General features: G+C 43.1%; 26 protein-coding genes, 1 pseudogene and 1 other annotated feature. Of the genes and pseudogenes, 25 read left to right on the top strand and 2 right to left on the bottom strand.

Annotation, left to right across the window (positions count from 1 at the left end; all coding sequences use genetic code 11):
• Positions 1 to 26 precede the first annotated feature (26 nt).
• The 15 genes from mreC to pheA all read left to right on the top strand — a co-directional run bounded on the left by mreC (position 27) and on the right by pheA (position 11,894).
• The gene (mreC, locus tag A6749_RS04980) at positions 27 to 911 is read left to right on the top strand and encodes a rod shape-determining protein MreC (RefSeq protein WP_066385940.1); all 885 of its coding nucleotides are present in this window, start codon (positions 27 to 29) and stop codon (positions 909 to 911) included.
• On the top strand, positions 908 to 1,426 hold the full coding sequence (gene mreD, locus A6749_RS04975; RefSeq protein ID WP_066385938.1) for a rod shape-determining protein MreD: 519 nt from the start codon (positions 908 to 910) through the stop codon (positions 1,424 to 1,426). The genes mreC and mreD overlap by 4 nt, the downstream gene beginning before the upstream one ends.
• A 132-nt stretch (positions 1,427 to 1,558) precedes the next feature.
• The gene (gene minC / locus A6749_RS04970) at positions 1,559 to 2,242 is read left to right on the top strand and encodes a septum site-determining protein MinC (protein WP_066385936.1); all 684 of its coding nucleotides are present in this window, start codon (positions 1,559 to 1,561) and stop codon (positions 2,240 to 2,242) included.
• 1 nt (position 2,243) lies between these two features.
• Positions 2,244 to 3,047, top strand: a complete 804-nt coding sequence (minD, locus tag A6749_RS04965; protein ID WP_066385934.1) for a septum site-determining protein MinD — start codon at positions 2,244 to 2,246, stop codon at positions 3,045 to 3,047.
• Positions 3,048 to 3,484: 437 nt separating this feature from the next.
• A complete protein-coding gene (locus A6749_RS28300; RefSeq protein WP_161487110.1) occupies positions 3,485 to 3,646 on the top strand; it encodes a hypothetical protein in 162 nt (53 codons plus the stop codon).
• A gap of 539 nt (positions 3,647 to 4,185) precedes the next feature.
• Positions 4,186 to 4,977 carry a M23 family metallopeptidase gene (locus A6749_RS04955; protein ID WP_330220439.1) on the top strand — a complete coding sequence of 264 codons (792 nt, stop codon included), beginning with the start codon at positions 4,186 to 4,188 and terminating at the stop codon, positions 4,975 to 4,977.
• A complete protein-coding gene (locus tag A6749_RS04950; protein ID WP_066385928.1) occupies positions 4,970 to 5,836 on the top strand; it encodes a M50 family metallopeptidase in 867 nt (288 codons plus the stop codon). Before A6749_RS04955 ends, A6749_RS04950 begins: the two co-directional genes overlap by 8 nt.
• Positions 5,837 to 5,881: 45 nt before the next feature.
• A complete protein-coding gene (locus A6749_RS04945) occupies positions 5,882 to 7,333 on the top strand; it encodes an Rne/Rng family ribonuclease (protein WP_066385923.1) in 1,452 nt (483 codons plus the stop codon).
• Between the two features lie 45 nt (positions 7,334 to 7,378).
• Positions 7,379 to 7,461, top strand: a sequence feature (ribosomal protein L21 leader region).
• Positions 7,462 to 7,473: 12 nt separating this feature from the next.
• Complete coding sequence (rplU, locus tag A6749_RS04940; protein ID WP_066385920.1) at positions 7,474 to 7,782, top strand: 50S ribosomal protein L21; 309 nt, start codon at positions 7,474 to 7,476, stop codon at positions 7,780 to 7,782.
• A 15-nt stretch (positions 7,783 to 7,797) separates the two neighbouring features.
• Positions 7,798 to 8,139 carry a ribosomal-processing cysteine protease Prp gene (locus tag A6749_RS04935; RefSeq protein ID WP_066385919.1) on the top strand — a complete coding sequence of 114 codons (342 nt, stop codon included), beginning with the start codon at positions 7,798 to 7,800 and terminating at the stop codon, positions 8,137 to 8,139.
• A gap of 1 nt (position 8,140) precedes the next feature.
• A complete protein-coding gene (gene rpmA, locus A6749_RS04930; RefSeq protein ID WP_066385918.1) occupies positions 8,141 to 8,434 on the top strand; it encodes a 50S ribosomal protein L27 in 294 nt (97 codons plus the stop codon).
• A gap of 194 nt (positions 8,435 to 8,628) precedes the next feature.
• Positions 8,629 to 9,165, top strand: a complete 537-nt coding sequence (locus A6749_RS04925) for a sporulation initiation phosphotransferase B (protein ID WP_066385916.1) — start codon at positions 8,629 to 8,631, stop codon at positions 9,163 to 9,165.
• A 56-nt stretch (positions 9,166 to 9,221) separates the two neighbouring features.
• Positions 9,222 to 10,508, top strand: coding sequence for a GTPase ObgE (obgE, locus tag A6749_RS04920; protein ID WP_066385915.1), 1,287 nt, complete (start codon positions 9,222 to 9,224; stop codon positions 10,506 to 10,508).
• A gap of 21 nt (positions 10,509 to 10,529) precedes the next feature.
• Complete coding sequence (locus tag A6749_RS04915) at positions 10,530 to 10,985, top strand: ACT domain-containing protein (RefSeq protein ID WP_066385913.1); 456 nt, start codon at positions 10,530 to 10,532, stop codon at positions 10,983 to 10,985.
• A 54-nt stretch (positions 10,986 to 11,039) separates the two neighbouring features.
• Positions 11,040 to 11,894, top strand: coding sequence for a prephenate dehydratase (gene pheA / locus A6749_RS04910; protein ID WP_066385907.1), 855 nt, complete (start codon positions 11,040 to 11,042; stop codon positions 11,892 to 11,894).
• 25 nt (positions 11,895 to 11,919) lie between these two features.
• Here the strand turns inward: pheA and A6749_RS04905 are convergent, their stop codons facing one another.
• Positions 11,920 to 12,459 (bottom strand): transcription repressor NadR, encoded by a 540-nt coding sequence (locus A6749_RS04905; protein ID WP_066385904.1) that lies wholly within the window; start codon positions 12,457 to 12,459, stop codon positions 11,920 to 11,922.
• Between the two features lie 164 nt (positions 12,460 to 12,623).
• Between A6749_RS04905 and safA the strand changes: the two are divergent.
• The 10 genes and pseudogenes from safA to yajC all read left to right on the top strand — a co-directional run.
• Positions 12,624 to 12,788, top strand: a pseudogene (safA, locus tag A6749_RS29360) (SafA/ExsA family spore coat assembly protein); the annotation flags it as partial.
• A gap of 1,426 nt (positions 12,789 to 14,214) precedes the next feature.
• Positions 14,215 to 15,207 (top strand): phosphotransferase, encoded by a 993-nt coding sequence (locus tag A6749_RS04895; RefSeq protein ID WP_066385899.1) that lies wholly within the window; start codon positions 14,215 to 14,217, stop codon positions 15,205 to 15,207.
• 95 nt (positions 15,208 to 15,302) lie between these two features.
• The gene (locus A6749_RS04890) at positions 15,303 to 16,004 is read left to right on the top strand and encodes a YhcN/YlaJ family sporulation lipoprotein (RefSeq protein ID WP_066385897.1); all 702 of its coding nucleotides are present in this window, start codon (positions 15,303 to 15,305) and stop codon (positions 16,002 to 16,004) included.
• Between the two features lie 170 nt (positions 16,005 to 16,174).
• A complete protein-coding gene (locus A6749_RS04885) occupies positions 16,175 to 16,705 on the top strand; it encodes an intercompartmental signaling factor BofC (RefSeq protein WP_066385894.1) in 531 nt (176 codons plus the stop codon).
• A gap of 223 nt (positions 16,706 to 16,928) precedes the next feature.
• Positions 16,929 to 17,540 carry a Holliday junction branch migration protein RuvA gene (gene ruvA / locus A6749_RS04880; protein WP_066385892.1) on the top strand — a complete coding sequence of 204 codons (612 nt, stop codon included), beginning with the start codon at positions 16,929 to 16,931 and terminating at the stop codon, positions 17,538 to 17,540.
• Positions 17,541 to 17,550: 10 nt separating this feature from the next.
• On the top strand, positions 17,551 to 18,552 hold the full coding sequence (gene ruvB, locus A6749_RS04875) for a Holliday junction branch migration DNA helicase RuvB (RefSeq protein ID WP_066385890.1): 1,002 nt from the start codon (positions 17,551 to 17,553) through the stop codon (positions 18,550 to 18,552).
• A complete protein-coding gene (locus A6749_RS04870; protein WP_066385888.1) occupies positions 18,549 to 18,755 on the top strand; it encodes a DUF2905 domain-containing protein in 207 nt (68 codons plus the stop codon). The genes ruvB and A6749_RS04870 overlap by 4 nt, the downstream gene beginning before the upstream one ends.
• 17 nt (positions 18,756 to 18,772) lie before the next feature.
• Positions 18,773 to 19,801, top strand: coding sequence for a tRNA preQ1(34) S-adenosylmethionine ribosyltransferase-isomerase QueA (gene queA / locus A6749_RS04865; RefSeq protein ID WP_066385886.1), 1,029 nt, complete (start codon positions 18,773 to 18,775; stop codon positions 19,799 to 19,801).
• Between the two features lie 128 nt (positions 19,802 to 19,929).
• On the top strand, positions 19,930 to 21,069 hold the full coding sequence (gene tgt / locus A6749_RS04860) for a tRNA guanosine(34) transglycosylase Tgt (protein WP_066385885.1): 1,140 nt from the start codon (positions 19,930 to 19,932) through the stop codon (positions 21,067 to 21,069).
• 30 nt (positions 21,070 to 21,099) lie between these two features.
• Entirely contained in the window at positions 21,100 to 21,381 is a 282-nt protein-coding gene (gene yajC, locus A6749_RS04855) for a preprotein translocase subunit YajC (protein ID WP_066385882.1), read from the top strand.
• A gap of 82 nt (positions 21,382 to 21,463) precedes the next feature.
• Here the strand turns inward: yajC and A6749_RS04850 are convergent, their stop codons facing one another.
• A complete protein-coding gene (locus tag A6749_RS04850; RefSeq protein WP_084797636.1) occupies positions 21,464 to 21,823 on the bottom strand; it encodes a TIGR04086 family membrane protein in 360 nt (119 codons plus the stop codon).
• Between the last annotated feature and the right edge of the window lie 82 nt (positions 21,824 to 21,905).

The raw sequence follows: 21,905 nt of genomic DNA, 5'->3' as shown, positions 1-21,905 counted from the left end.
TAGACAGAATCGAGAGGTGTATCATCATGCCACAGTTCTTTTTGAATAAACGTCTGATCATTTTGCTAGTCAGCATTATTGTTCTCGTGGCATTGATTGGGTTTTCTTTAAGGGAGAGAGAGAAACTATCCTGGCCGGAGCAATTTGTCAAAGACACGACTGGCTGGGTTCAATCCCTGGTTTCAAAGCCCGCCAACTATATTGGGGGCTTTTTTGAAAATCTTCAGGACTTGCAGAATACATATAATGAGAATAAAGAACTAAAATCACGGGTTGAGAAAATTGCCAGCCTTGAAGCGGAAGTTCAAGCGCTGAAAAAAGATAACAGTGAATTACGTGACATTCTCGGTGAAAAAGAGACCCTGAGAGATTATGAAACACAACCAGCTACCGTAATTGGCAGGAATCCTGATCGTTGGCATGAAATGATTATCATTGACAAAGGTAATCTAAAAGGCATTAAAAAGAATATGGCGGTTATTACCGCAAACGGGTTGATTGGGAAAGTGAAAAGTGTCAACCAATTTAGTTCAACCGTACAGCTGTTAAGTGCAATGGATCCGAAAAATAGGATTTCCGCTGTGATTCAAGGCAAGGATTCTAATGTATATGGTTTTGTTCAAGGATTTGACGACAAGCAAAAGCTGCTTCAAATCAAGAGCATCCCATCAGGGGCAAAGATTGAAAAGGGACAAACGGTTACCACCTCTGGACTGGGCGGTGTTTTTCCTGGCGGTTTAATGATTGGTAAAGTCGTCGATGTGAAAACAGACCAATATGGATTAAACCAAATGGCATTAGTAAAGCCGGGGGCAGATTTCTACGATGTGCAAAATGTCATTATTATTAAACGTTCGATGACGCAGCCAGCTAAAAAAGATATATCGAACGGGAAGGAGGAGGAATTGTGAGGAAATTCCTTCTTCCCCTTTTATTTATACTGCTTTTTATTGCCGAAAGTCTTTTTGTACAATTTTTACCGGGAGATTTTTTCGGGGGGAATCGAATTTTAGCGCCCCGTTTTTTATTTTCCGCCTTGCTCTTGCTGACGATTTTTGTTGGCAGGAAAAAAGGGATTATTTACGCAGCCATTTTTGGCTTGATATTTGATATTGTTTATATTGAAATTATCGGCATTTATTTATTTCTCTTTCCATTTGTCGCCTATGTTATTTCCAAAATTATGCATGTCTTGCAGGCTAATATCATCGTTGCCTACTTTGTCTCGATTTTGGGAATCGCGCTTCTCGAGATTGGCGTGTATGAAATGGATTATTTGATTCACGTAACAAACCTAGATTTTCTAGACTTTTTAAATCTGCGTTTATATCCTACATTAATACTGAATGCGGCATTTTTGCTAATCTTCATTTATCCTTTAAAACGCTACTTTGAAAAGTATGCCGAAGCATTAAGAGACGAATAATCCTCGGTAAAAAAAGGAGAATGGACAGTTCGTGTCGAATTTTATTAAGATATGGAAATAACTCCTTCGGGTCAGGCGGGTTCTGTCTGTGATTCCGAAATTGTTTTCTTGTTATGAGGTGAATTTTTCTCCATGAAAAAACGGCAAAATGTTACAATAAAAGGTACAAAGGATGGTCTGGTTCTTCGTCTCGATGACAGCTGTTCCTATGATGAATTAAAGAGGGAGCTGGACCAGAAGCTTTCGGCAAATACTAGAACTCAGGAAGAGCGCCAATTAATCTCCGTCAAACTGGAGGTCGGCAACCGTTACGTAACCGAAGAGCAGCGAGAGGAATTAAAAGAGCTGATTCGGCAAAAGAAGAACCTCGTTGTCGAGGATATTTACTCAAATGTTATTACGAGGGAAGAAGCGGACCAGGTGCGGGCAGAAAACGAGGTTGTCACCGTTTCAAAAATCATTCGATCCGGACAAGTTTTACAAGTCGCGGGTGATTTATTGCTAATCGGCGATGTCAATCCGGGCGGCACGGTCATAGCGGGCGGGAACATTTTTGTCATGGGAGCATTAAAAGGAATCGCCCATGCCGGATTCTCTGGAAATGAACAAGCTGTGATTTCCGCATCCAGTATGAGACCATCCCTGCTGAAAATCAGCGATACGCATTATTCGGCACCGGATTCCCTTCCTGCAGATGAAAAACATGACATGGTATGTGCCTACATAGATGATGAGAACCATCAAATCAAAATTGATAGATTACAAGTTTTAATTCAGTTAAGACCTAATTTAACGAGATTAGAAGGGGGACATTAGAGTGGGAGAAGCAATTGTAATTACATCCGGCAAGGGCGGCGTCGGTAAAACGACAACCAGCGCCAATATTGGCACAGCGCTCGCCCTCCAAGGCAAGAAGGTATGCTTGGTTGATACAGACATCGGTCTCCGAAACTTGGATGTCGTAATGGGACTTGAAAACAGAATTATCTATGATCTTGTTGATGTGGTCGATGGACGCTGCAAAATCCATCAAGCATTGGTGAAAGACAAACGATTTGATGGCTTATTATACTTATTGCCAGCTGCCCAAACTGTTGATAAAAACGCCGTTACGGTCGAGCAAATGAAGAAGCTGATGGATGAATTAAAACAAGATTATGATTATATCATTATCGACTGTCCTGCAGGCATTGAGCAGGGCTATAAGAATGCGGTGGCCGGTGCCGACAAAGCAATCGTCGTAACAACGCCAGAAGTTTCTGCCGTACGCGATGCCGACAGAATCATTGGCCTGCTTGAAAAAGAAAAGCATATGGAAGCCCCGAAGTTAATCGTGAACCGTATTCGCAACCATATGATGAGAAATGGCGATATGCTTGACTTAGATGAAATTGCGGAGCACTTATCAATAGGTCTTATCGGCATTGTTGCTGACGATGACGAGGTCATCAGAGCTTCGAATCATGGGGAGCCGATCGCTTTAAATCCAAACAGCAAAGCCTCTATTGCCTACCGCAATATTGCGAGGAGGATTCTCGGAGAATCAATCCCGCTCCAGCCGCTTGAAGAAGCGAACAAAGGCATGTTTGGCCGGATTAAAAAGTTTTTTGGTGTACGGTAATATATTTAGCCTGTCTGCTATTTTTGGTGGACAGGCTTTTTTGTCTTTTTTGATTTCCGAGAAGGGGTTGCATTGCCCAAAAAAGAGGAAAAATTGTATTTTCGGTTAATGGAGGCGGGTTGCATTGCCCGAAATGGGGAAAAGATTGATATTTTGGTCAATGGAAAGGGGTTGCATTGCCCGAAAAAGAGGAAAATTTGTATTTTCGGTTAATGGAAGGGGGTTGCATTGCCCGAAAAGAAGAATAGGTTGATATTTTGGTCAATGGAAAGAGGTTGCATTGACTGAAAAGAAGAAAAGATTGATGTTTTGGTCAATGGAAAGAGGTTGCATTGCCCAAAAAAGAGGAAAATTTGTATTTTCGGTTAATGGAGGCGGGTTGCATTGCCCGAAATGGGGAAAAGATTGATATTTTGGTCAATGGAAGGGGGGTTGCATTGACTGAAAAGAAGAATAGGTTGATATTTTGGTCAATGGTGAAGAGGTTCATTACCCGAAAAGAGGAAAATGTTGCTTCTGTGGTCAATTGGTTAGGATACCTTTACAATTTGGGTGAAAAACACCTAATTAAAGATGCAGATTTCCTTTTTAAAGAATAGATCTTTATTTACGTGCCCGTCCAGCGCAAATACTCCGTCTCAAGGTAACGTAGAAGGCGTCTACGTGCCCATCCAGAGTAAATATCCCGCCTCAAGGTAACATAGAAAGCGTCTACGTGCCCATCCAGAGTAAATATCCAGTCTCAAGGAAACGTAGAAGGCGTCTACGTGCCCGTCCAGAGTAAATATCCCGCCTCAAGGAAACGTAGAACGCGTCTACGTGCCCATCCAGCGCGAATTCACCGCCTCAAGGAAACGTAGAAGGCGTCTACGTGCCCGTCCAGCGTAAATATCCTGACTCATGGTAACGTAGGCCCCCTCTACGTGCCCCTCAAGCGCAAATCCCTCGCCTCAACGTAACGTATCCTCCATCTACGTGCCCAAACAACACAAAAATTCCGCCCAAAAGTAACATAGCCCCCACCCTAATCCCACTCTATAAAAAAAGCAGCCAACAACAACATCCTCATTCAAAACCAGTCATACTCCCCTCACTCCCCACATAGACTTGTACAAAAGCTCGTAAAGGATTGATGGGTATGGCGCGGTCTACGGCGGATGAAATACGGCGACGAATTGCCAAGAGAAAGAAAGGTAAAGGAACAACAGGAACTGGAACAGCCGGGAAAAGACAAGAGCACCAATTATTATGGCCCGGTGATGATGAGTCCTACGGATACAACTATATTTCCCCATCAGATGGAGATGATGATGGACATCCTCTGTTTAAAAAAGAGGTCTTCTTTTTCAAAATATTAGCTTCCATCCTGTTGTTTCTAGTGGTGGGCATCATGTTCCGCAGTGAAATCCCGGCTTTAGAGCCGGCGAGAAATTTTGTTGTCAAAACAATGGACAAGGAATTTAAGTTTGCCACCGTTTCCAAATGGTATGAGGATAAATTTGGCAAACCGCTTGCTTTGCTTCCGTTCACAGAGAAGGAACAATCAGACACGAAAGAACAAGTCCAAAGGGGAGCTATTCCGGTTACTGGAAGACTCCTTGAAAACTTTGAAAAGAATGGCCAGGGAATCATGATTGAAACTGGAAAAGGAGCTCCGGTTCAAGCAATTAATGGAGGTAATGTCCTTTTTGCCGGGGTAAAAGAAGGATTAGGGAAAACCGTCATTGTGCAGCATGGGGATGGATCGGAAACGTGGTACGGAAATTTAGAAAGTATTAAAGTGAAATTGTATGAATATATCGAAAAGCGAACGGTGGTCGGAACGGTGTCGGAGTCTGGCGGTGAAGACAAAACGAAGGGTCAATACTATTTTGCCGTTAAAAAGGATGATAGTTTTATCGACCCTGTAAAGGTGATCCGCTTTGAGTAGATTGATTTCTCTACTGCGGCTCGTCTATATCCATCCATTGCTGTGGCTGATCATTGCCCTGTCCATTGTAACGGCACATTTCCGCGAAGTTTGTATGTTATTCGGAATTATTTTTATTCATGAAATGGGGCATGCAGCCGCAGCTTCTTTTTTTTCCTGGCGGATAAAAAAAATCACGCTCCTGCCATTTGGCGGTGTGGCGGAGATGGATGAGCATGGCAACCGACCGCTAAAGGAAGAAGCAATTGTGGTGCTTGCCGGGCCGCTGCAGCACGTCTGGATGATGGCGGCGGCATATGGGCTCTTGTCGCTAAACATCATACCAGATGACTTATATCAGTTATTTATTCAATATAATTTGATGATTCTTGTATTTAATTTATTTCCGGTTTGGCCGCTGGATGGCGGAAAGCTGGTATTTTTAATGCTCTCATTAAAAAATTCCTTTGCCAGGGCTCATCAAATAACATTATATATTTCCCTGATAAGTCTGGCCGTTTTTTCAATGGCCATTCTGCTGACGGCGCCAGCGCATATTAATGTATGGGTTGTGATTGGCTATCTGCTATTTTCCATCTACTATGAATGGAAGCAGCGGCGCTTTATTTTCATGCGCTTTTTACTAGAGCGTTATTACGGCAATAAATCCAATCCGGATGAACTGGTGCCGATTCAGGCAAGGGAAGAGGATTTACTGATTCATGTTTTGGAAAAATTCCAGCGCGGCTGCAAGCACCCGATTTTGGTGGAAGCAGCAGGAGAGAAAAAGGGCACTTTGGACGAAAATGAACTGTTGCATGCTTATTTCACGGAAAAACGGTTAACCGATAAAATCAGCGACCTTCTCTTTTTGTATTAAAAGGTTATAATAATACCATCTGAGAAAAAAGCGAGGACGTTTGGTTTGGAAAGGTTAATTGTTAATACCGCTTCACGTGAAAAAAGGTTTGCCCATATTAGAGATAATCGAGTGGAAAAAATCGTTTTTGACCGGCCGGAGCATCGTTCTTTGGTCGGTAATATTTATTTTGGGACGGTTACGAAGGTGCTGCTGGGAATGAATGCGGCCTTTATTGATATCGGCATTGAAAAAAATGCTTATTTACACCGTGACGCAATTCCTGCTTATGTGGCATCCCAGGAAAAAGAAAAGAATATTACTTCGTTCGTTCATCAAGGGGAAAAAATGCTCGTGCAGGTGGACAAGGATGCGACGGGGACGAAAGGTCCGAAAGTGACTGGTATTATTGAAATTCCAGGGAAACATTTGATTTACATGCCAAAAGGGCATTATGTGGCGTTTTCCAAGAAAATCGCCGACGACAACCGAAAAGAACAGCTTAAGAAACTCAGCAGCCAATTCAAAACGGAGGAAGAAGGACTTATTTTTCGAACCTCAAGCGAGAATGCGGCGGAAATCGAGCTTCAAAATGAACTCCACAAATTAAGGCAGCAATATTATGATCACCTTCACCAAACCTCTTCATTGAAAAAGCCGGGATTAATTTTTCAAAAAGATCATTTTAGCGAAATGATCGAAGAGGAAGTCTCGAGAATAACCGATGGTGAAGTAATCGTAGATGATTTGACCTTAAAAAAGCTGCTTGACCATGGAAAAGTAACAGTCAGCTACTACAATGGAAAAGAAAATATTTTTTCGGCTTACAAGGTGGAATCCGAAATTGAGAAGGCATTAAAGCGAATAGTTTGGCTAGATAACGGCGCCTATTTGATTTTTGACGAAACAGAGGCGCTGACGATCATCGATGTAAATACCGGAAAATTTTCCGGGAAGGCAGATTATCAGGATACGGTGTTTAAAACGAATCAGCTTGCCGCGAAAGAAATTGTTCGTCAGTTAAAACTTCGCGATATAGGCGGTATCATCCTGATTGATTTCATTGATATGAAACGGGAACAGGATCGGGATAAGATTCAAAACACGGTCGAGCGGGAGCTGGCGAAGGATGAGAGAAGGACTAAAGTTGTCGGCTTTACACAGCTCGGTATCCTGCAGCTGACAAGGAAAAGAACGAAGGTGGCGATTTCCGAGGCAATGCAGGTAAAATGTCCTGTTTGTAACGGGACTGGCCGGGTGTTAAGTGCTGAGACAGTTGCCTTCCGACTTGAGAGGGAACTGTTAGAACACCGCCATTCGGAATACGAGGCTGTGCTTGTTGAAACGACAAATGAAGTGAAGGATGCATTGATTGGTCCTGACCAATCCTACAAAGAGGTTTTAGAAGAAATCCTTCATTTTAAGATTTATTTTTCCATCCAGCCTTCGATTGAACATTATTATATTTTAACGCAGTTCGGGGAAGAGCAGGAGATATCATCCAAAGTAAACTATTGACATAAAGCTTTGGATTATGGTAGGATTTTAATGTTGTTTGTAGCACCCGTGCTACAACCGCACATACCAGGTTATAAGATTTTGCCCTCAAAAGCAAACACCTGCAGATGGCGAGTCTGAGTTTATAAGGAGGTGCAGTTATGTACGCAATTATCGAAACTGGCGGTAAGCAAGTGAAAGTTGAAGAAGGCCAAGCAATCTACATTGAGAAATTAAACGTAGAAGCTGGTGAAACTGTTACTTTTGACAAGGTTCTTTTCGTTGGCGGCGAAACTGTAAAAGTTGGAAGCCCTGTTGTTGAAGGCGCAACTGTTACAGCTAAAGTTGAAAAACAAGGCCGTGCGAAGAAAATCGTTGTTTTCAAGTACAAAGCAAAGAAAAACTATCACAAGAAACAAGGTCATCGTCAACCTTACACTAAAGTCGTCATCGAAAAAATCAACGCGTAAGGTGTTGGAATTTAGATGATTCAAGTAGTGATTAATCGTACGAAATCCGATGAGATTCAGTCGTTCGAGATAAGCGGGCATGCTCTATTTGATAGGCGGGGCAAGGATATTGTCTGTGCCGGAGTATCGGCCGTATCAGTTGGCGCCATTAATGCGGTGCATGAGCTGACAGGTGTTACTCCTGAAATTGATCATGATTCCGGTTTACTTCGCTGTGTGGTTCCGGATGAACTTCCGGAAGATACAAGCGGAAAAGTGCAGCTTCTCCTCGAAGGCATGATTGTTGCACTCCGAACGATTGAAATTGATTATGGGAAGAACATAAAAATTACCTTCAAAAAGCAGGAGGTGGAATAACATGCTATTAAAATTAGATCTTCAGTTGTTTGCATCTAAAAAAGGGGTAGGTTCTACAAAGAACGGACGTGACTCTATCGCAAAGCGCCTTGGTGCTAAGCGTGCAGACGGTCAATTCGTAACTGGCGGTTCTATCCTTTACCGTCAACGCGGTACAAAGATTTATCCAGGTGAAAACGTTGGCCGCGGCGGAGACGACACTCTATTTGCAAAAATCGACGGCGTTGTAAAATTCGAGCGCTTTGGTCGTGACCGCAAAAAAGTGAGCGTATATCCAGTAGCTCAAGAAGCTTAATAGCTGCCTGAAAACTCTAACCCGGTCGGTTAGAGTTTTCTTTTTTTCAATAACTTCATCAAGAAATCTTCAAAAAGTTCTTCATAAATTCAGACATTTTCCCTGTATACATAGAAAAATTGCTTACGCATGGTTGTTTTTTTGATATACTAACAGCAAATAGTTTTTCGGATAACGAAATTGGGAGCGAAGGTATGGAGAAACAATGGGGTATAATTGAGGTGCTGCGGCATTCACGTCATGACTGGATGAATAAGCTGCAGCTCATAAAGGGGAATATCGATTTAAACCGGATTGACCGTGTCAAAACGGTTATTGATGAGATCATCATTGAGGCACAGAATGAGACGAATCTCTCTAATCTGCCAATCAAGGGGTTTGTTTCACTGCTATTGAAAACGAATTGGGAAAATCCCACGTTTGAACTTGAATATGAGGTATTAAACTGCAAGGAAGCAGTGATGGTAGATGACGAGGCCTTAACAAATTGGACAAAGCAATTTTTTTCATGTTTAAATAAAGCAATAGAACCATTTCAGGAAAATCATTTATCAATTACGATAGAACCGCAATCAAATGGGCTTCGTTTCTTTTTTGATTTTAGCGGGATAATAATGAACAGAGAATTGATTGAGAAATTCCTTGCTGAACAAACTGCCCAGTTTGAATCGGCGGTTAAGGAATTTTCGGATAATGAACTCACATTGGAGATTTATTTGCCGGCTGTTTAGCCCGGCAGAGCCAAGCGATTCTCTGTTATTTTTCTACGACCGGAGGATTTTAACGTATGTTTGTCGATCAAGTAAAGATTTATGTGAAAGGCGGGGACGGCGGCAATGGCATGGTCGCTTACCGTCGTGAAAAATATGTACCAAAGGGTGGTCCTGCTGGCGGCGACGGCGGTAAGGGTGCCGATGTAGTATTTAAGGTTGACGAGGGTTTACGGACGCTGATGGATTTTCGTTATCAGCGCCATTTTAAAGCATCGCGCGGCGAGCATGGTATGTCTAAGAACCAGCATGGCCGAAACGCCAAGGATATGGTTGTAAAAGTCCCGCCTGGAACTGTGGTGATGGACGCTGAAACGAAGATAGTAATCGCTGATTTAGTTGAGCATGGCCAGCAGGCTGTCATCGCTAAAGGCGGCCGCGGCGGTCGTGGTAACTCACGGTTTGCGACACCTGCCAACCCGGCGCCAGAAATTGCTGAAAACGGCGAACCGGGTCAAGAGCGCGATGTCATTTTAGAATTGAAGCTTTTAGCTGACGTTGGGCTTGTCGGATTCCCTAGTGTTGGGAAGTCGACATTGTTATCGGTTGTTTCATCGGCAAAGCCGAAAATTGCCGAGTATCATTTTACAACCATTGTTCCTAACCTTGGAATGGTGGAAACCGAGGATAACCGAAGCTTTGTCATGGCCGATTTGCCTGGATTGATTGAAGGGGCGCACGCCGGAGTCGGTTTAGGGCATCAGTTTTTACGTCATATTGAACGGACAAGAGTTATTGTCCATGTCATTGATATGGCCGCGACAGAAGGCCGCGACCCGTTTGATGATTATCTGACAATCAATCGTGAATTAAAAGAGTATAACCTTAGGTTGACAGAACGTCCGCAGATTATTGTCGCGAATAAAATGGACATGCCGGATGCCGAGGAAAATCTGCAAAGGTTTAAGGAACAGCTGGAAGAGGAGTATCCAATTTATCCGATTTCTGCGATTACCCGAAAAGGATTGCGTGAGCTGCTGTTTGCCGTAGCGGATAAATTAGAGGAGACACCGGAATTCCCGCTTGACCACGATGAGGATGAAGGAGTTAACCGTGTCCTATACAAACACGAAGCAGACCCGGATGCCTTTGTCATTACAAGAGAACCGGATGGCAGCTTTGTACTTTCCGGTGAAAAACTTGAAAAACTGTTTAAGATGACTGATTTCTCACGTGATGAATCTGTCCGCCGCTTCTCAAGACAGCTTCGCGGCTTGGGAGTAGATGATGCACTAAGACAAAGAGGAGCCAAAGACGGGGATATCGTTAAATTGTTGGAATTTGAGTTTGAATTTATTGAATAGAAAGTTTCCAAAAAGGTAGAGATGATAATGGACAACTTTGAAAAGAAATTTTATTTAGTCCGTGAAGATGTGCTGCCGGAAGCGATGAAAAAAACACTTGATGCCAAAGAAATGCTCGAACGCGGAAAAGCAGAATCAATTTGGGATGCTGCCCAAAAGGTGGATTTAAGCAGAAGTGCCTTTTATAAATATCGGGATACGGTTTTCCCGTTTTCTACGATTCAAAAAGAGCGCTTGGTATCATTGTTTTTTCATCTGGAAGATCGTTCTGGAACATTATCGAAGCTGTTAAGTATTGTGGCCGCTTCCGGCTGTAACGTGTTGACGATTCACCAGACGATTCCGCTGCAGGGGAGAGCGAATGTTACACTATCTTTAAACACATCGGAAATGGAAAATGATATTGAAGCATTGCTTTCTGAGTTAAGAAAATTGGCATTTGTCGAGAAGGTTGAGGTGCTGGGAACAGGCGCGTAGAGGTTTATCCTCGGTTGCGGTTCCTGGCTTTCTTTTAAGAGGGGAGTAAGAGAAGTGAAGGTAGGTTATTTAGGCCCAAAGGCAACATTTACGGAATTAGCTGTGAAGAAAGTTTTTGAAAGATTCGAACATGTTCCGTATCAGACGATTCCGGGATGTATGGACGCAGTTTCTAACCATGATGTAGAGCTTGCTGTTGTCCCTTTGGAAAACGCATTAGAAGGATCTGTTAATATTACGCTTGATTATTTAACGCAGGTTGCTGAACTTCCGATTATCGGGGAAATTACGATTCCAATTAAACAGCATTTAATGGTTCACCCGCAGAATGCAGAGAGCTGGCAGGATGCTGAAAAAATTTACAGCCACTCCCATGCGATTGCTCAGTGTCATAAATTTTTACATAAACACTTTAAGGGAGTGCCGTACGAAAGTGTTTCCTCCACAGCTGCCGCAGCCAAAATGATTATGGAATCACCAGAGCAGAACGCAGCTGCGATTGCCAATGAATTGGCGGCAAAAGAATATGGGGCAACCATCGTTGAGCGAAGTATTCACGATTTTGACTATAACCATACCCGGTTTATTGTTTTATCCGAACAAAATATTGATTTTCAAGTTCTCAGCGGTTCATCCCATTACCGTACAACATTAATGGTAACCTTACCGTCAGACCAGGCGGGTGCCCTGCACCAAGTGTTGTCTGCATTTGCTTGGCGAAAAATAAATCTCTCAAAAATTGAATCAAGACCAATGAAAACTGGAATTGGTAATTACTTCTTTATTATTGATTTGGAAATGAAGCTAGATGATGTGTTAATTCCAGGAGCAATCGCGGAAATGGAAGCTTTAGGCTGCAGTGTGAAGCTGCTCGGAAGCTATCCTGCGATCATGGTGGATTTGGATTAAGAAAAGGACCTCTCGTAGGTCCTTTTTATGATTCCAGCAATATTCCTTCTTTATAAAGCGCGGCTTCAGCTTTGTCGAGGGCTGACTCAGTTGCGGCTGTTAATGTATGTAAATGAATGCCTCCGGTTAATTCTGAAAGCAGCGGCGCTTTAGTTGTTTTAAGCTTTTCAATGAATTGCTTTACTTCCTGTCTGTTTGACACCATTATGGAGGCTGTTAAATCGCCGTAAATGGCATGCTCAATTTTAACATCCTTCACTGTAACTCCGTAGTCCACAATGATATTAAGCTCTTTTTCGGTTTCAGCCAGATTATGACGGCAGGCGATGGTTCGTTCATAAACTACATTACCAGTCCGCTGCTGTAAAAACATATACCCTTGGCTTGTTGCGATGATCGGCTCGCCCCTAGCTTTAAGCAGCGTAATATCACCGACGATTACCTGCCGGCTTACATTTGTCTTCTCGGCTAATTCACTGCCGGTAATTGGATGGCTGCTATCTTTTAATAGTTGTAAAATAAACCTTCTCCGTTCGTCCCCTAGTATCTTTTTTTGTTCCATTATTTAACGCTCCTTAACATGTTACATGCTTACATAGTACCATACAGATTTTTAAAAAGAAACGCAGTTAACCTGGAGACTGAAGCTTGGATAAACATATTTTTGGAAAAACCAGCATAAGTTTTTGTGAAGAATGATAGCAATTTGCCCATTTCCACATACACTATATGGACTTATGCCATAGGAGGGAAATCAGAGTGAAGATCCATATCGTACAGAAAGGGGATACTCTTTGGAAGATCGCCAAGAAGTACGGCGTGAATTTTGAAGAGCTGAAAAAGATGAATTCACAGCTCAGCAACCCTGATATGATTATGCCCGGAATGAAAATAAAGGTCCCGACAACAGGTGGAACTATCAAAAAAGAAGGGCCAATCAAAGCTGAGCAGCCGTTTGCAAAGGAAGTACCAATTAAGGAGGTACCGATCAAAGAAGTTCCAATTAAGGAAGTCCCAATTAAGGAAGTTCCAATCAAAGAGCAGCCAATTATCAAAGAAGCACCCAAAGCGCCTTATACCCCAAAAATGCCTCTACAAGTAGTTCCTGAAATCGATATTAATAATTATTATATGACCAATATGACGAATATGACGGTAAAACCGGAGCTGCCGCCAAAACCGGCTAACATCCTTCCAGAGGTGAAGGAGGTTCCAAAGAAAGAAATGCCAATTCCGGCACCGCTGCCGGTACCGGAATGTCCGCCGGTGCAAGACTACTGCGTCCCGGTTACTCCAGTTATGCCAGGACCGGGTTTCTGTCCGCCATTTGGGGGTATTCCAATGCAAATGCCTTGCCCGCCAGTTCAGGCACCAGCTCAAATGATGCCTGTATCCAATGCGGTGCCGAATATGCTCCCTAACATGACGCCGAATAATCCGGGTCCAATGATGGGCGGAGCTTATATGCCACACTATCATGATGAATCATCTGCCTTTATGCCGCAAATGCCGATGAATCCTGGGTATAACCCTGGTTATAATCCCGGGTATAATCCCGGTGGACCGGTAATGGAAGGCACATATCCACAAGGGGCAGCACCGGGCTTCCAACAGCCGATGGGAATGGAGCCTGGGGCTTATGGAATGCAGCAAGCCTACCAGCCAATGCCAGGAGCTTATGGCGGTATGCCGATGGGGTATGGTCAAACACCAGCAGGATACGGTGAAATGCCTGGGGGGCATCCAGGAGGATATCCAGGAGGGTATGGTGAAATGCCTGGGGGGCATTCAGGAGGATATCCAGGAGGGTATGGTGAAATGCCTGGAGGGTATTCAGGAGGGCATATGCAGACTCCGGGTGCGGGAGGCTTTCCCGCAGGAATGGAATTTACTCCAGGAGCACCGGCAGCACCGGGTATTCCCGATGGAGCTTATGGGCCGGGAGCAGGCGCCCCATACAGCGGCGGATACCAGCCATATGGGCCAACACCATATGGATATCCACAAATGATGGGCACTACACCATACACCAGAGGACCGGAATTTGATTATGAATCTCCGGAACGGGCTTCTCAGGCTATGGGAGCTCCAATACCGTTGATGCAAGAAGCATCGGTACAAGGTTTACCGACAGGAGCCGGAGGGGATTGTGGTTGCGGCCCTGGACAGCCAGCAGGTATGCCGGTAGATTTTGTACCGCCGACACCGCCGATTTATAGCGCACCATATACAGGACCCAATGATGTCGCCCAGCCACCTTTTATGAATCCATATGGGATAGGACCAATGGGAACAAGTTCTTACGGAATGCCAGGATACCATGACGAATCGAGTTAAACCGTCAGAAAACATGCATGGAGACGATGCTTATTTTGATCGTCTCTTCTCTTATTTTCAGTCGCAATTTCATGAAAAAGTGGTTGACATGACCCCGCTGCAAAGGTCTGTTCTTTTGTTAAAAACAGAAAAAAACCTGTATGTCATGAAAGGATATCAATCTAACCGCAGGCTGAAACTGCAAGAAGCGTTCACGGCGACACTCAGAAAAGAGGGTTTTTCCAACACGTACGCCTTTTTGGACACCACCGGCAAAGAACAGCTGTACTTTGAAGGTACTTATTTTGGCTGTATCGAATATATTTCCCCTAATAAATCAACTTTTACTTATTATGAGCAGAAGGACCGCCGAGAAGGGCTTGATTTATTGGAGAAATTTCACCAGACTACCGCTTCATTTGAAGCAAGATACGAGAGGCTTCTCTCAAAAGCAGACTTAACTGATAAATGGAAAGAAAGACTAATGATCTTTTCGAATAACATCCCATTTCTCAGATATTTTATGAATGAGCCGTTTATTTCGGAAATGGTTGCATGGGCCGACTGGTCCCTTAACGGGATGGAAAAGAACATCAACTATTTTGAAAAAGAACCGTACGTCATTCTACATGGGGATGTTGCCCACCATAATTTTTTACGCGATAAAAAGGGAAAGCTGTATTTAATTGATTTTGACTTAATTAGCATTGGTCCCGCAGCTCTTGATTATTTACAGTATGCTAACAGGATTCTTCCCTATATCGATTGGTCATTAAATAAACTTGGCAGTTATAAACAATTTCGAAGTTTGCTTCGTGATAAAGCATTTTTATATGCGCTTGCCTATCCTGCTGATATTTTACGCGAATGGAATCGATTAGTAAGAGAACAATCTTATTCCAATCAAAAGAAATTACAGCAGGTCATGGACTTATCGATTGGCCAGTTTTATGCCCGGAAAAAATTTTTTCATCAAATTAAAGGCGTTTTGGAGTAAAGTCGTTTTTTTAGAAGAATGAAATCCTCCTTATGTTAACACCCTAATATTGAGCATGCTTATGTGCTCAGGATTAACGTGAGGGGGTTTTTCGCTTGAACAGGAACCGATGGAGATTTGCGCTTTCTGCTTTAATGATTGTTGGAGCAGCGGGCTGTGCCAATAATAACAGCAAGGGTGTCAATGATGCCAATAACCTGGCCCGGCCAATGGGGTATTACTCCAATGAAAACCACCCGGACAACAGCAACGCTTTATATCGAGACAATGATGGCGCTGTCACAGAAATGATGGATCATACCTTAGGGGATGAAGACCGAAATTTTAATCAACAAAGTAGAAACGATTTTCAAACAAGGGACAAAAATGGGCATCCAATAAACCCGACGACACCATTGGCGAAAACGGATCGGAATTTTTTCCAGCGTGATAACCGTTTTAGTACAAGTGACATGAATTACCATGGTCACTTAAATCGTAAAATGGGCAATAACGAGACATATGTTGGTCATGGGTTCCAGGAAGATGTCACCGATGCCATTAGGGATAAGGTGGCAGATGTTGCTAATGTCAGAAGCATCCGTAATGTGGCTTACGGCCATTCCGTCTGGATCTCAGTACGTTTAGTGGACGAAAGTAAAGCAGCAGCTTCCAATACAAAACGCGCAATCAAAAGAGCGGTCCAGCCATATGTCCCTGGAAAGACGGTGAAGGTCATTATTGATGAAGGTACTTTTGGACGTGACCGTAACATCAATAATGATATACCGATGAAAATACCGAAATCGGTTAAATAATGGTAAAAAGGCAAAGCTTTCCTGGCTTTGCCTTTTTGAATGGAAAAATGATTACTGGGAAAATTAGAAAGGGTTAAGCAGGAATCCCAAGCTTTCGAATAAAAAGGCAAAAAAAGGCTAAACTAGAAATGAAAAAGCTTGTTAATTTTTTAACATAAGAGGTGAGAGGCATGAGGTTCATTAAAAAAGCTATAATGCTCTTTTGTTTCGCCGTGTTTTCTGTTATTCTCGTCAATTTAGGAATGACACAAGATGGTTTCGCTGCATCAGTGGAGACCAAGCAAGCGACGGAACCTCTGCATATTACAGTCATTTTGGAACGAGTTTATTTGGATGGAGAAGTCAGTCAAGAGATTGTTCACGAGACAAGCTGGTCAATGGAAAACTTCTGGACTAAGTATGATGCTTGGACGTTGAAGAGTCGAGATGAGTCGACAATGGTATTTACTAGACAAATGGATGATATTTCACCTTTGTTAAAAGCAAATGGCTATTTCGGCATAACAGAAGACGGCGTATTGACGATTTTTAACGGAAGACCAAGAAGCTCTAAGATCATTCAATCATTTTTTCAACTAGATATGAAAAAGCTTGAGAGTAATAAGCAGGAGGAATTGCTGCAAGGAATTCCTATAAAAACTAAGGACCATTACGTAAAGGTATTAGAAACATTTAAGCCTTACTCCGTCACAAAAGAATAATATGGATGGAAAATCAGACTGACGAATATATCAGCCTGATTTTTTTTATCTTTCAAGAGAGGGTATTAGCGAATTTTTAAAGTATAATAGCGAATTTGAACGTTTTATTAGCGAATCGTAACCCTAGCACTAATTTCTTCAACTACACTTCGAAAATATGTTAGAATGGAATACAGTGCGATTTTCGCATGGCAGTGTCAATAGATTAGGGGAGAGAAGCGGATTGTTTGAATTTATCAAAGGGACCGTTGATTTTGTCGGACCGGAATATATTGTCATCGAAAACAACGGAATTGGTTTTCAAATATCGACGCCGAATCCGTTTATTTATGCCGGTAAAATGGAAACAATGGTAACGGTTTATACATACCATTATGTTCGTGAGGATGTAATGGCACTATACGGCTTTGAAACGAGAGAAGAAAAGAAGCTATTTACCAAATTATTGAATGTTTCAGGTATCGGACCTAAAGGGGCGCTTGCCATCCTTGCTTCCGGCGAGGTCCAGCAGGTTGTAAATGCAATTGAAAATGAGGACGAGAAATTTCTCGTTAAATTCCCTGGTGTCGGCAAGAAAACAGCCCGGCAGATGATTCTTGATTTAAAGGGAAAATTGCAGGATGTCGTTCCCGACTACTTTCCGAATTTATTCAATGCGGATCAGCTTCCAATACATACAGAATCAGCGAATACGGCCTTTGAAGAAGCGGTTCTTGCCTTAAAAGCACTTGGCTATTCTGAAAAGGAAATAAGGAAAATTTCACCTGAATTACAGAAGGAACAGCTATCCACAGACCAATATATTAAAAAAGCCCTGCAGCGGCTATTAAAATAGGTGATCGTATATGGAAGAGCGGATCATTTCCAGTGAAGTTAATGAGAGTGAAGTGAGTTTCGAACAAAGCCTGCGTCCGCAATCACTTAGGCAATATATCGGACAGGATCAGGTACGGGAGAACTTGGAGATTTTTATCAAGGCCGCAAAACAGCGGAGAGAAACCCTCGACCATGTGCTGCTTTACGGACCGCCCGGATTAGGAAAAACCACTCTTGCAATGATTATTGCTAATGAAATGGGTGTGAACATTAGAACAACTTCAGGACCGGCAATTGAAAGGCCTGGTGATTTAGCGGCGATCCTTACCGCACTTGAGCCAGGGGATGTACTGTTTATCGACGAAATCCATCGTCTGCCGCGTTCGATTGAAGAGGTGCTGTACCCGGCGATGGAGGACTTTTGCCTCGATATCGTTATCGGCAAAGGTCCAAGCGCGAGATCAATCCGCCTTGATTTGCCGCCTTTCACCCTTGTGGGAGCAACGACAAGAGCCGGCTCGCTGTCGGCTCCGCTGAGAGACCGATTTGGAGTTTTATCCCGTCTCGAGTATTATAAAGAAGAACATCTGACAAGTATTGTGCTACGGACTGCCGAATTGTTTGAGACGGAAATTGATCATCAATCAGCAGCGGAAATTGCCAGAAGGGCGAGGGGAACACCGCGTATTGCCAACCGCCTGCTAAGACGTGTCCGCGACTTTGCCCAAGTGAAAGGGGATGGGGAAATCCATCTCTCGCTTGCCAAAGAAGCGCTAGAACTGTTGCAGGTGGATCAGCGCGGCCTTGACCATATTGACCATAAGCTATTAAAAGGGATTATTGAAAAATTCCGCGGTGGTCCGGTTGGGCTTGATACAATTGCGGCTTCTATTGGTGAAGAGTCGGAAACAATTGAAGATGTGTATGAGCCTTATTTATTGCAGATCGGCTTTCTCCAGCGGACGCCGCGCGGACGTATGGTAACAGCGGCAGTCTATCATCACTTTGGTATGGAGGTGCCTGCGCCTTGACAGGATTATCAAAAACATTGATGATTATTGGCGCGGTTATTTTTCTAATCGGCTTATTGATGCCATTTTTGCATTTGGGGAAGCTGCCGGGTGATATTGTTGTGAAAAAAGGGAATACAACCTTTTATTTCCCGGTGGTTACCTCAATTGTTGTAAGTATTGTACTATCCCTTATATTTTATTTCATAGGGAGATTTCGTTAAAGTTAGGATGTTTGAAGATGAAAGTAGATTTGTTTGATTTTCATTTACCAGAAGAATTAATTGCCCAGGTTCCGCTGAAGAAAAGGACCGACAGCAGGTTAATGGTACTGAACAAGGAAACAGGTGACATTCAGCATGAAGTGTTTAAGGATATTACTAAGTATTTGCGTGAAGGGGACTGCCTTGTTTTAAATGATACGAAGGTACTGCCCGCACGCCTTTTTGGCGTCAAAACAGATACTGGCGCGAAAATTGAAGTGCTGCTGTTAAAACAGCTTGAAGGTGATGAGTGGGAGACACTTGTTAAACCGGCAAAGCGCGTGAAGGAAGGTACAGTCGTTGAATTCGGCGATGGTCTGCTCACAGCTGTTTGTACCGGGGAATCTGACCACGGGGGACGGACATTTGAATTTAAATATGAGGGAATTTTTTACGAAATTCTTGATCAGTTAGGTCAAATGCCATTACCGCCTTATATTAAAGAACAGCTTGATGATCAAGACAGGTACCAAACGGTTTATGCAAAGGAACCAGGTTCAGCGGCAGCGCCGACAGCCGGGCTTCATTTTACTGAAGAATTGCTGCAGGAGATTGCCGGAATGGGCGTTCATATTGCCTTTATCACGCTTCATGTTGGTCTCGGGACCTTCAGGCCGGTAAGTGCGGATGATGTAGAAGGACATGATATGCATGCGGAATTTTATATCATGACTGATGAAACAGCAACACTGCTCAATAAGGTTAGAAACAGCGGCGGCAGAATTATTACAGTTGGTACGACCTCGACAAGAACGTTAGAGACGATTGCCCACGCTAATAACGGACAATTTATCGGATGCAGCGGCTGGACGGATATTTTCATTTATCCCGGCTATGAATTTAAAGGGATTGACGGAATGATTACAAATTTCCACCTGCCAAAATCAACTTTGATTATGCTTGTCAGTGCTTTGGCCAGCAGGGAGCATATTTTGCACGCCTATAATACCGCTGTAGAAGAAAAATACCGTTTCTTCAGCTTTGGTGATGCAATGTTTATCGTTTAGTGGATAAAGAGCGGAGCGCCGCATAAAAGAATCACTTTAGCAAAGCTTGCTATAAAAAAATAGATTCTTCACTTAAATAAGTTTTTGCTGAGCTCTGCTCACACCGCCTTTAGGAAGGAGAAAACAATTTGACTGCGATTCGTTACGAATTAATTAAAACGTGTAAACAAACAGGCGCACGTCTCGGCAAAGTCCATACACCGCACGGTTCCTTCGATACCCCGGCGTTTATGCCGGTTGGAACATTGGCAACCGTGAAAACAATGGCTCCGGAAGAGCTTAAGGGGATGGGTGCAGGGATCATTTTAAGTAACACCTATCACTTATGGCTTCGCCCGGGACATGAAATTATTAAGGAAGCAGGCGGCCTACATAAATTTATGAATTGGGACCGGGCGATTCTTACTGATTCTGGCGGCTTCCAGGTGTTTAGTCTAAGTGAATTCCGTAAAATTGAAGAAGAAGGCGTCCATTTCCGTAATCATTTAAGCGGGGAAAAATTATTCTTATCCCCGGAAAAAGCGATGGAAATCCAAAATGCCCTTGGTTCTGATATTATGATGGCTTTTGATGAATGCCCGCCATACCCAGCCACATTTGAATATATGAAAAATTCAGTGGAACGGACTTCAAGATGGGCCGAGCGCTGTTTACAAGCGCATCAGCGTCCTGAAGATCAAGGGTTATTCGGCATCGTTCAAGGCGGGGAATATGAGGAACTGCGGAAGCAAAGTGCGCAGGATCTTGTGTCTCTTGATTTTCCAGGTTATGCGATTGGCGGCCTGTCAGTTGGTGAGCCGAAGGATATTATGAATCGCATGCTGGAATTCACTACACCGCTTCTGCCAAGTAATAAACCGCGTTATTTAATGGGTGTCGGATCTCCGGATTCCTTAATTGACGGGGCCATCCGCGGTGTGGATATGTTTGACTGCGTCCTGCCGACGCGGATTGCACGAAACGGAACATTAATGACAAGCAAAGGCCGCTTAGTCGTGAAAAATGCTCAATATGCTCGAGATTTCGGTCCGCTTGACCCTGAGTGTGACTGCTACACATGTAAAAATTACAGCAGAGCCTATATCCGTCATTTAATTCGCTGCAATGAGACATTTGGAATTCGTTTAACATCTTACCATAATCTCTATTTTCTGTTAAAATTAATGGAGAAAGTCAGACAAGCTATTCAAGAAGACCGGCTTGGTGATTTCCGCGAAGAATTTTTTGAGCGTTACGGGTTTAATAAGCCAAACGCAAGAAATTTCTAATAGATGCTATTTTGAAAGGAGGGGAACAGTATGCAAGGTGGGTTAGGTACAATTCTTCCATTGATTCTAATGTTTGTGTTGTTTTATTTCTTATTAATCCGTCCACAGCAAAAACGCCAAAAAGCAGTTCAACAGATGCAAAGGGACCTAAAAAAGGGTGATAAGATTGTCACCATTGGCGGTTTGCATGGCATCATCGATTCGATCGATGAAAGCAAAGCCGTAATTAAGTGTGGCGATGGCAGCCGTCTTACATATGATCGCAATGCGATTCGTGAGGTAACGGAAGCAGGTAAGGAAGCACAAGCTTAAAAAAGCATAAAAAAGGAAGCCGATTTATTTTTGCGGCTTCCTTTTTTTATACTTGATTTTTGATTCGCGGATAACGTGAAATTTATGCGGATCTAGAGTTATTAGTGGAAATATTGACTCCGAGAATGCCGCCCATCATTGCAATTAATGTATAACATGTATGATAAATTAATTGTTCGGCGTCGAATAAGCGGTCGTACCCCAAGAATTGAAATAAGAATACAATCAGTGAGTAAATCAGCCCCGTGATCCCGCCAATCAGCCAGCCCTTTTCCTTTCGCTTTCCTCCGGATAAAAAGCCCCCGCCAAACAATGCAATAAATGAGATTGCAGTAACGATGTATTGAAGCGATGTTTCACCGGCGGATGTAAATCTCATAATTGAAGATACAATTAGGCTGGAGACAGCTGCAAAGGCAAAAATAAAGATTAACCCGTACAAAATTGATGTACCAAAGCTTTTTGACTCGATTTTTCTCTCCCCCTTAAGCCTCGTGGCCAACTATTATTTATTTGTTTTTTTA

The organism is Neobacillus mesonae (assembly GCF_001636315.1).
Taxonomy (GTDB): Bacteria; Bacillota; Bacilli; order Bacillales; family Cytobacillaceae; genus Neobacillus; species Neobacillus mesonae.
Note: the sequence above shows the minus strand (reverse complement) of the source record. Positions and strands in the feature narration are given on the sequence as shown.

Coding starts and splice junctions, on each gene's coding strand:
- mreC (WP_066385940.1), top strand. CDS start 27: ATGCCACAGTTCTTTTTGAATAAACGTCTGATCATTTTGCTAGTCAGC.
- minC (WP_066385936.1), top strand. CDS start 1,559: ATGAAAAAACGGCAAAATGTTACAATAAAAGGTACAAAGGATGGTCTG.
- A6749_RS04955 (WP_330220439.1), top strand. CDS start 4,186: ATGGCGCGGTCTACGGCGGATGAAATACGGCGACGAATTGCCAAGAGA.
- rplU (WP_066385920.1), top strand. CDS start 7,474: ATGTACGCAATTATCGAAACTGGCGGTAAGCAAGTGAAAGTTGAAGAA.
- A6749_RS04935 (WP_066385919.1), top strand. CDS start 7,798: ATGATTCAAGTAGTGATTAATCGTACGAAATCCGATGAGATTCAGTCG.
- rpmA (WP_066385918.1), top strand. CDS start 8,141: ATGCTATTAAAATTAGATCTTCAGTTGTTTGCATCTAAAAAAGGGGTA.
- A6749_RS04925 (WP_066385916.1), top strand. CDS start 8,629: ATGGAGAAACAATGGGGTATAATTGAGGTGCTGCGGCATTCACGTCAT.
- obgE (WP_066385915.1), top strand. CDS start 9,222: ATGTTTGTCGATCAAGTAAAGATTTATGTGAAAGGCGGGGACGGCGGC.
- A6749_RS04915 (WP_066385913.1), top strand. CDS start 10,530: ATGATAATGGACAACTTTGAAAAGAAATTTTATTTAGTCCGTGAAGAT.
- A6749_RS04895 (WP_066385899.1), top strand. CDS start 14,215: ATGACGAATCGAGTTAAACCGTCAGAAAACATGCATGGAGACGATGCT.
- A6749_RS04885 (WP_066385894.1), top strand. CDS start 16,175: ATGAGGTTCATTAAAAAAGCTATAATGCTCTTTTGTTTCGCCGTGTTT.
- ruvB (WP_066385890.1), top strand. CDS start 17,551: ATGGAAGAGCGGATCATTTCCAGTGAAGTTAATGAGAGTGAAGTGAGT.
- queA (WP_066385886.1), top strand. CDS start 18,773: ATGAAAGTAGATTTGTTTGATTTTCATTTACCAGAAGAATTAATTGCC.
- yajC (WP_066385882.1), top strand. CDS start 21,100: ATGCAAGGTGGGTTAGGTACAATTCTTCCATTGATTCTAATGTTTGTG.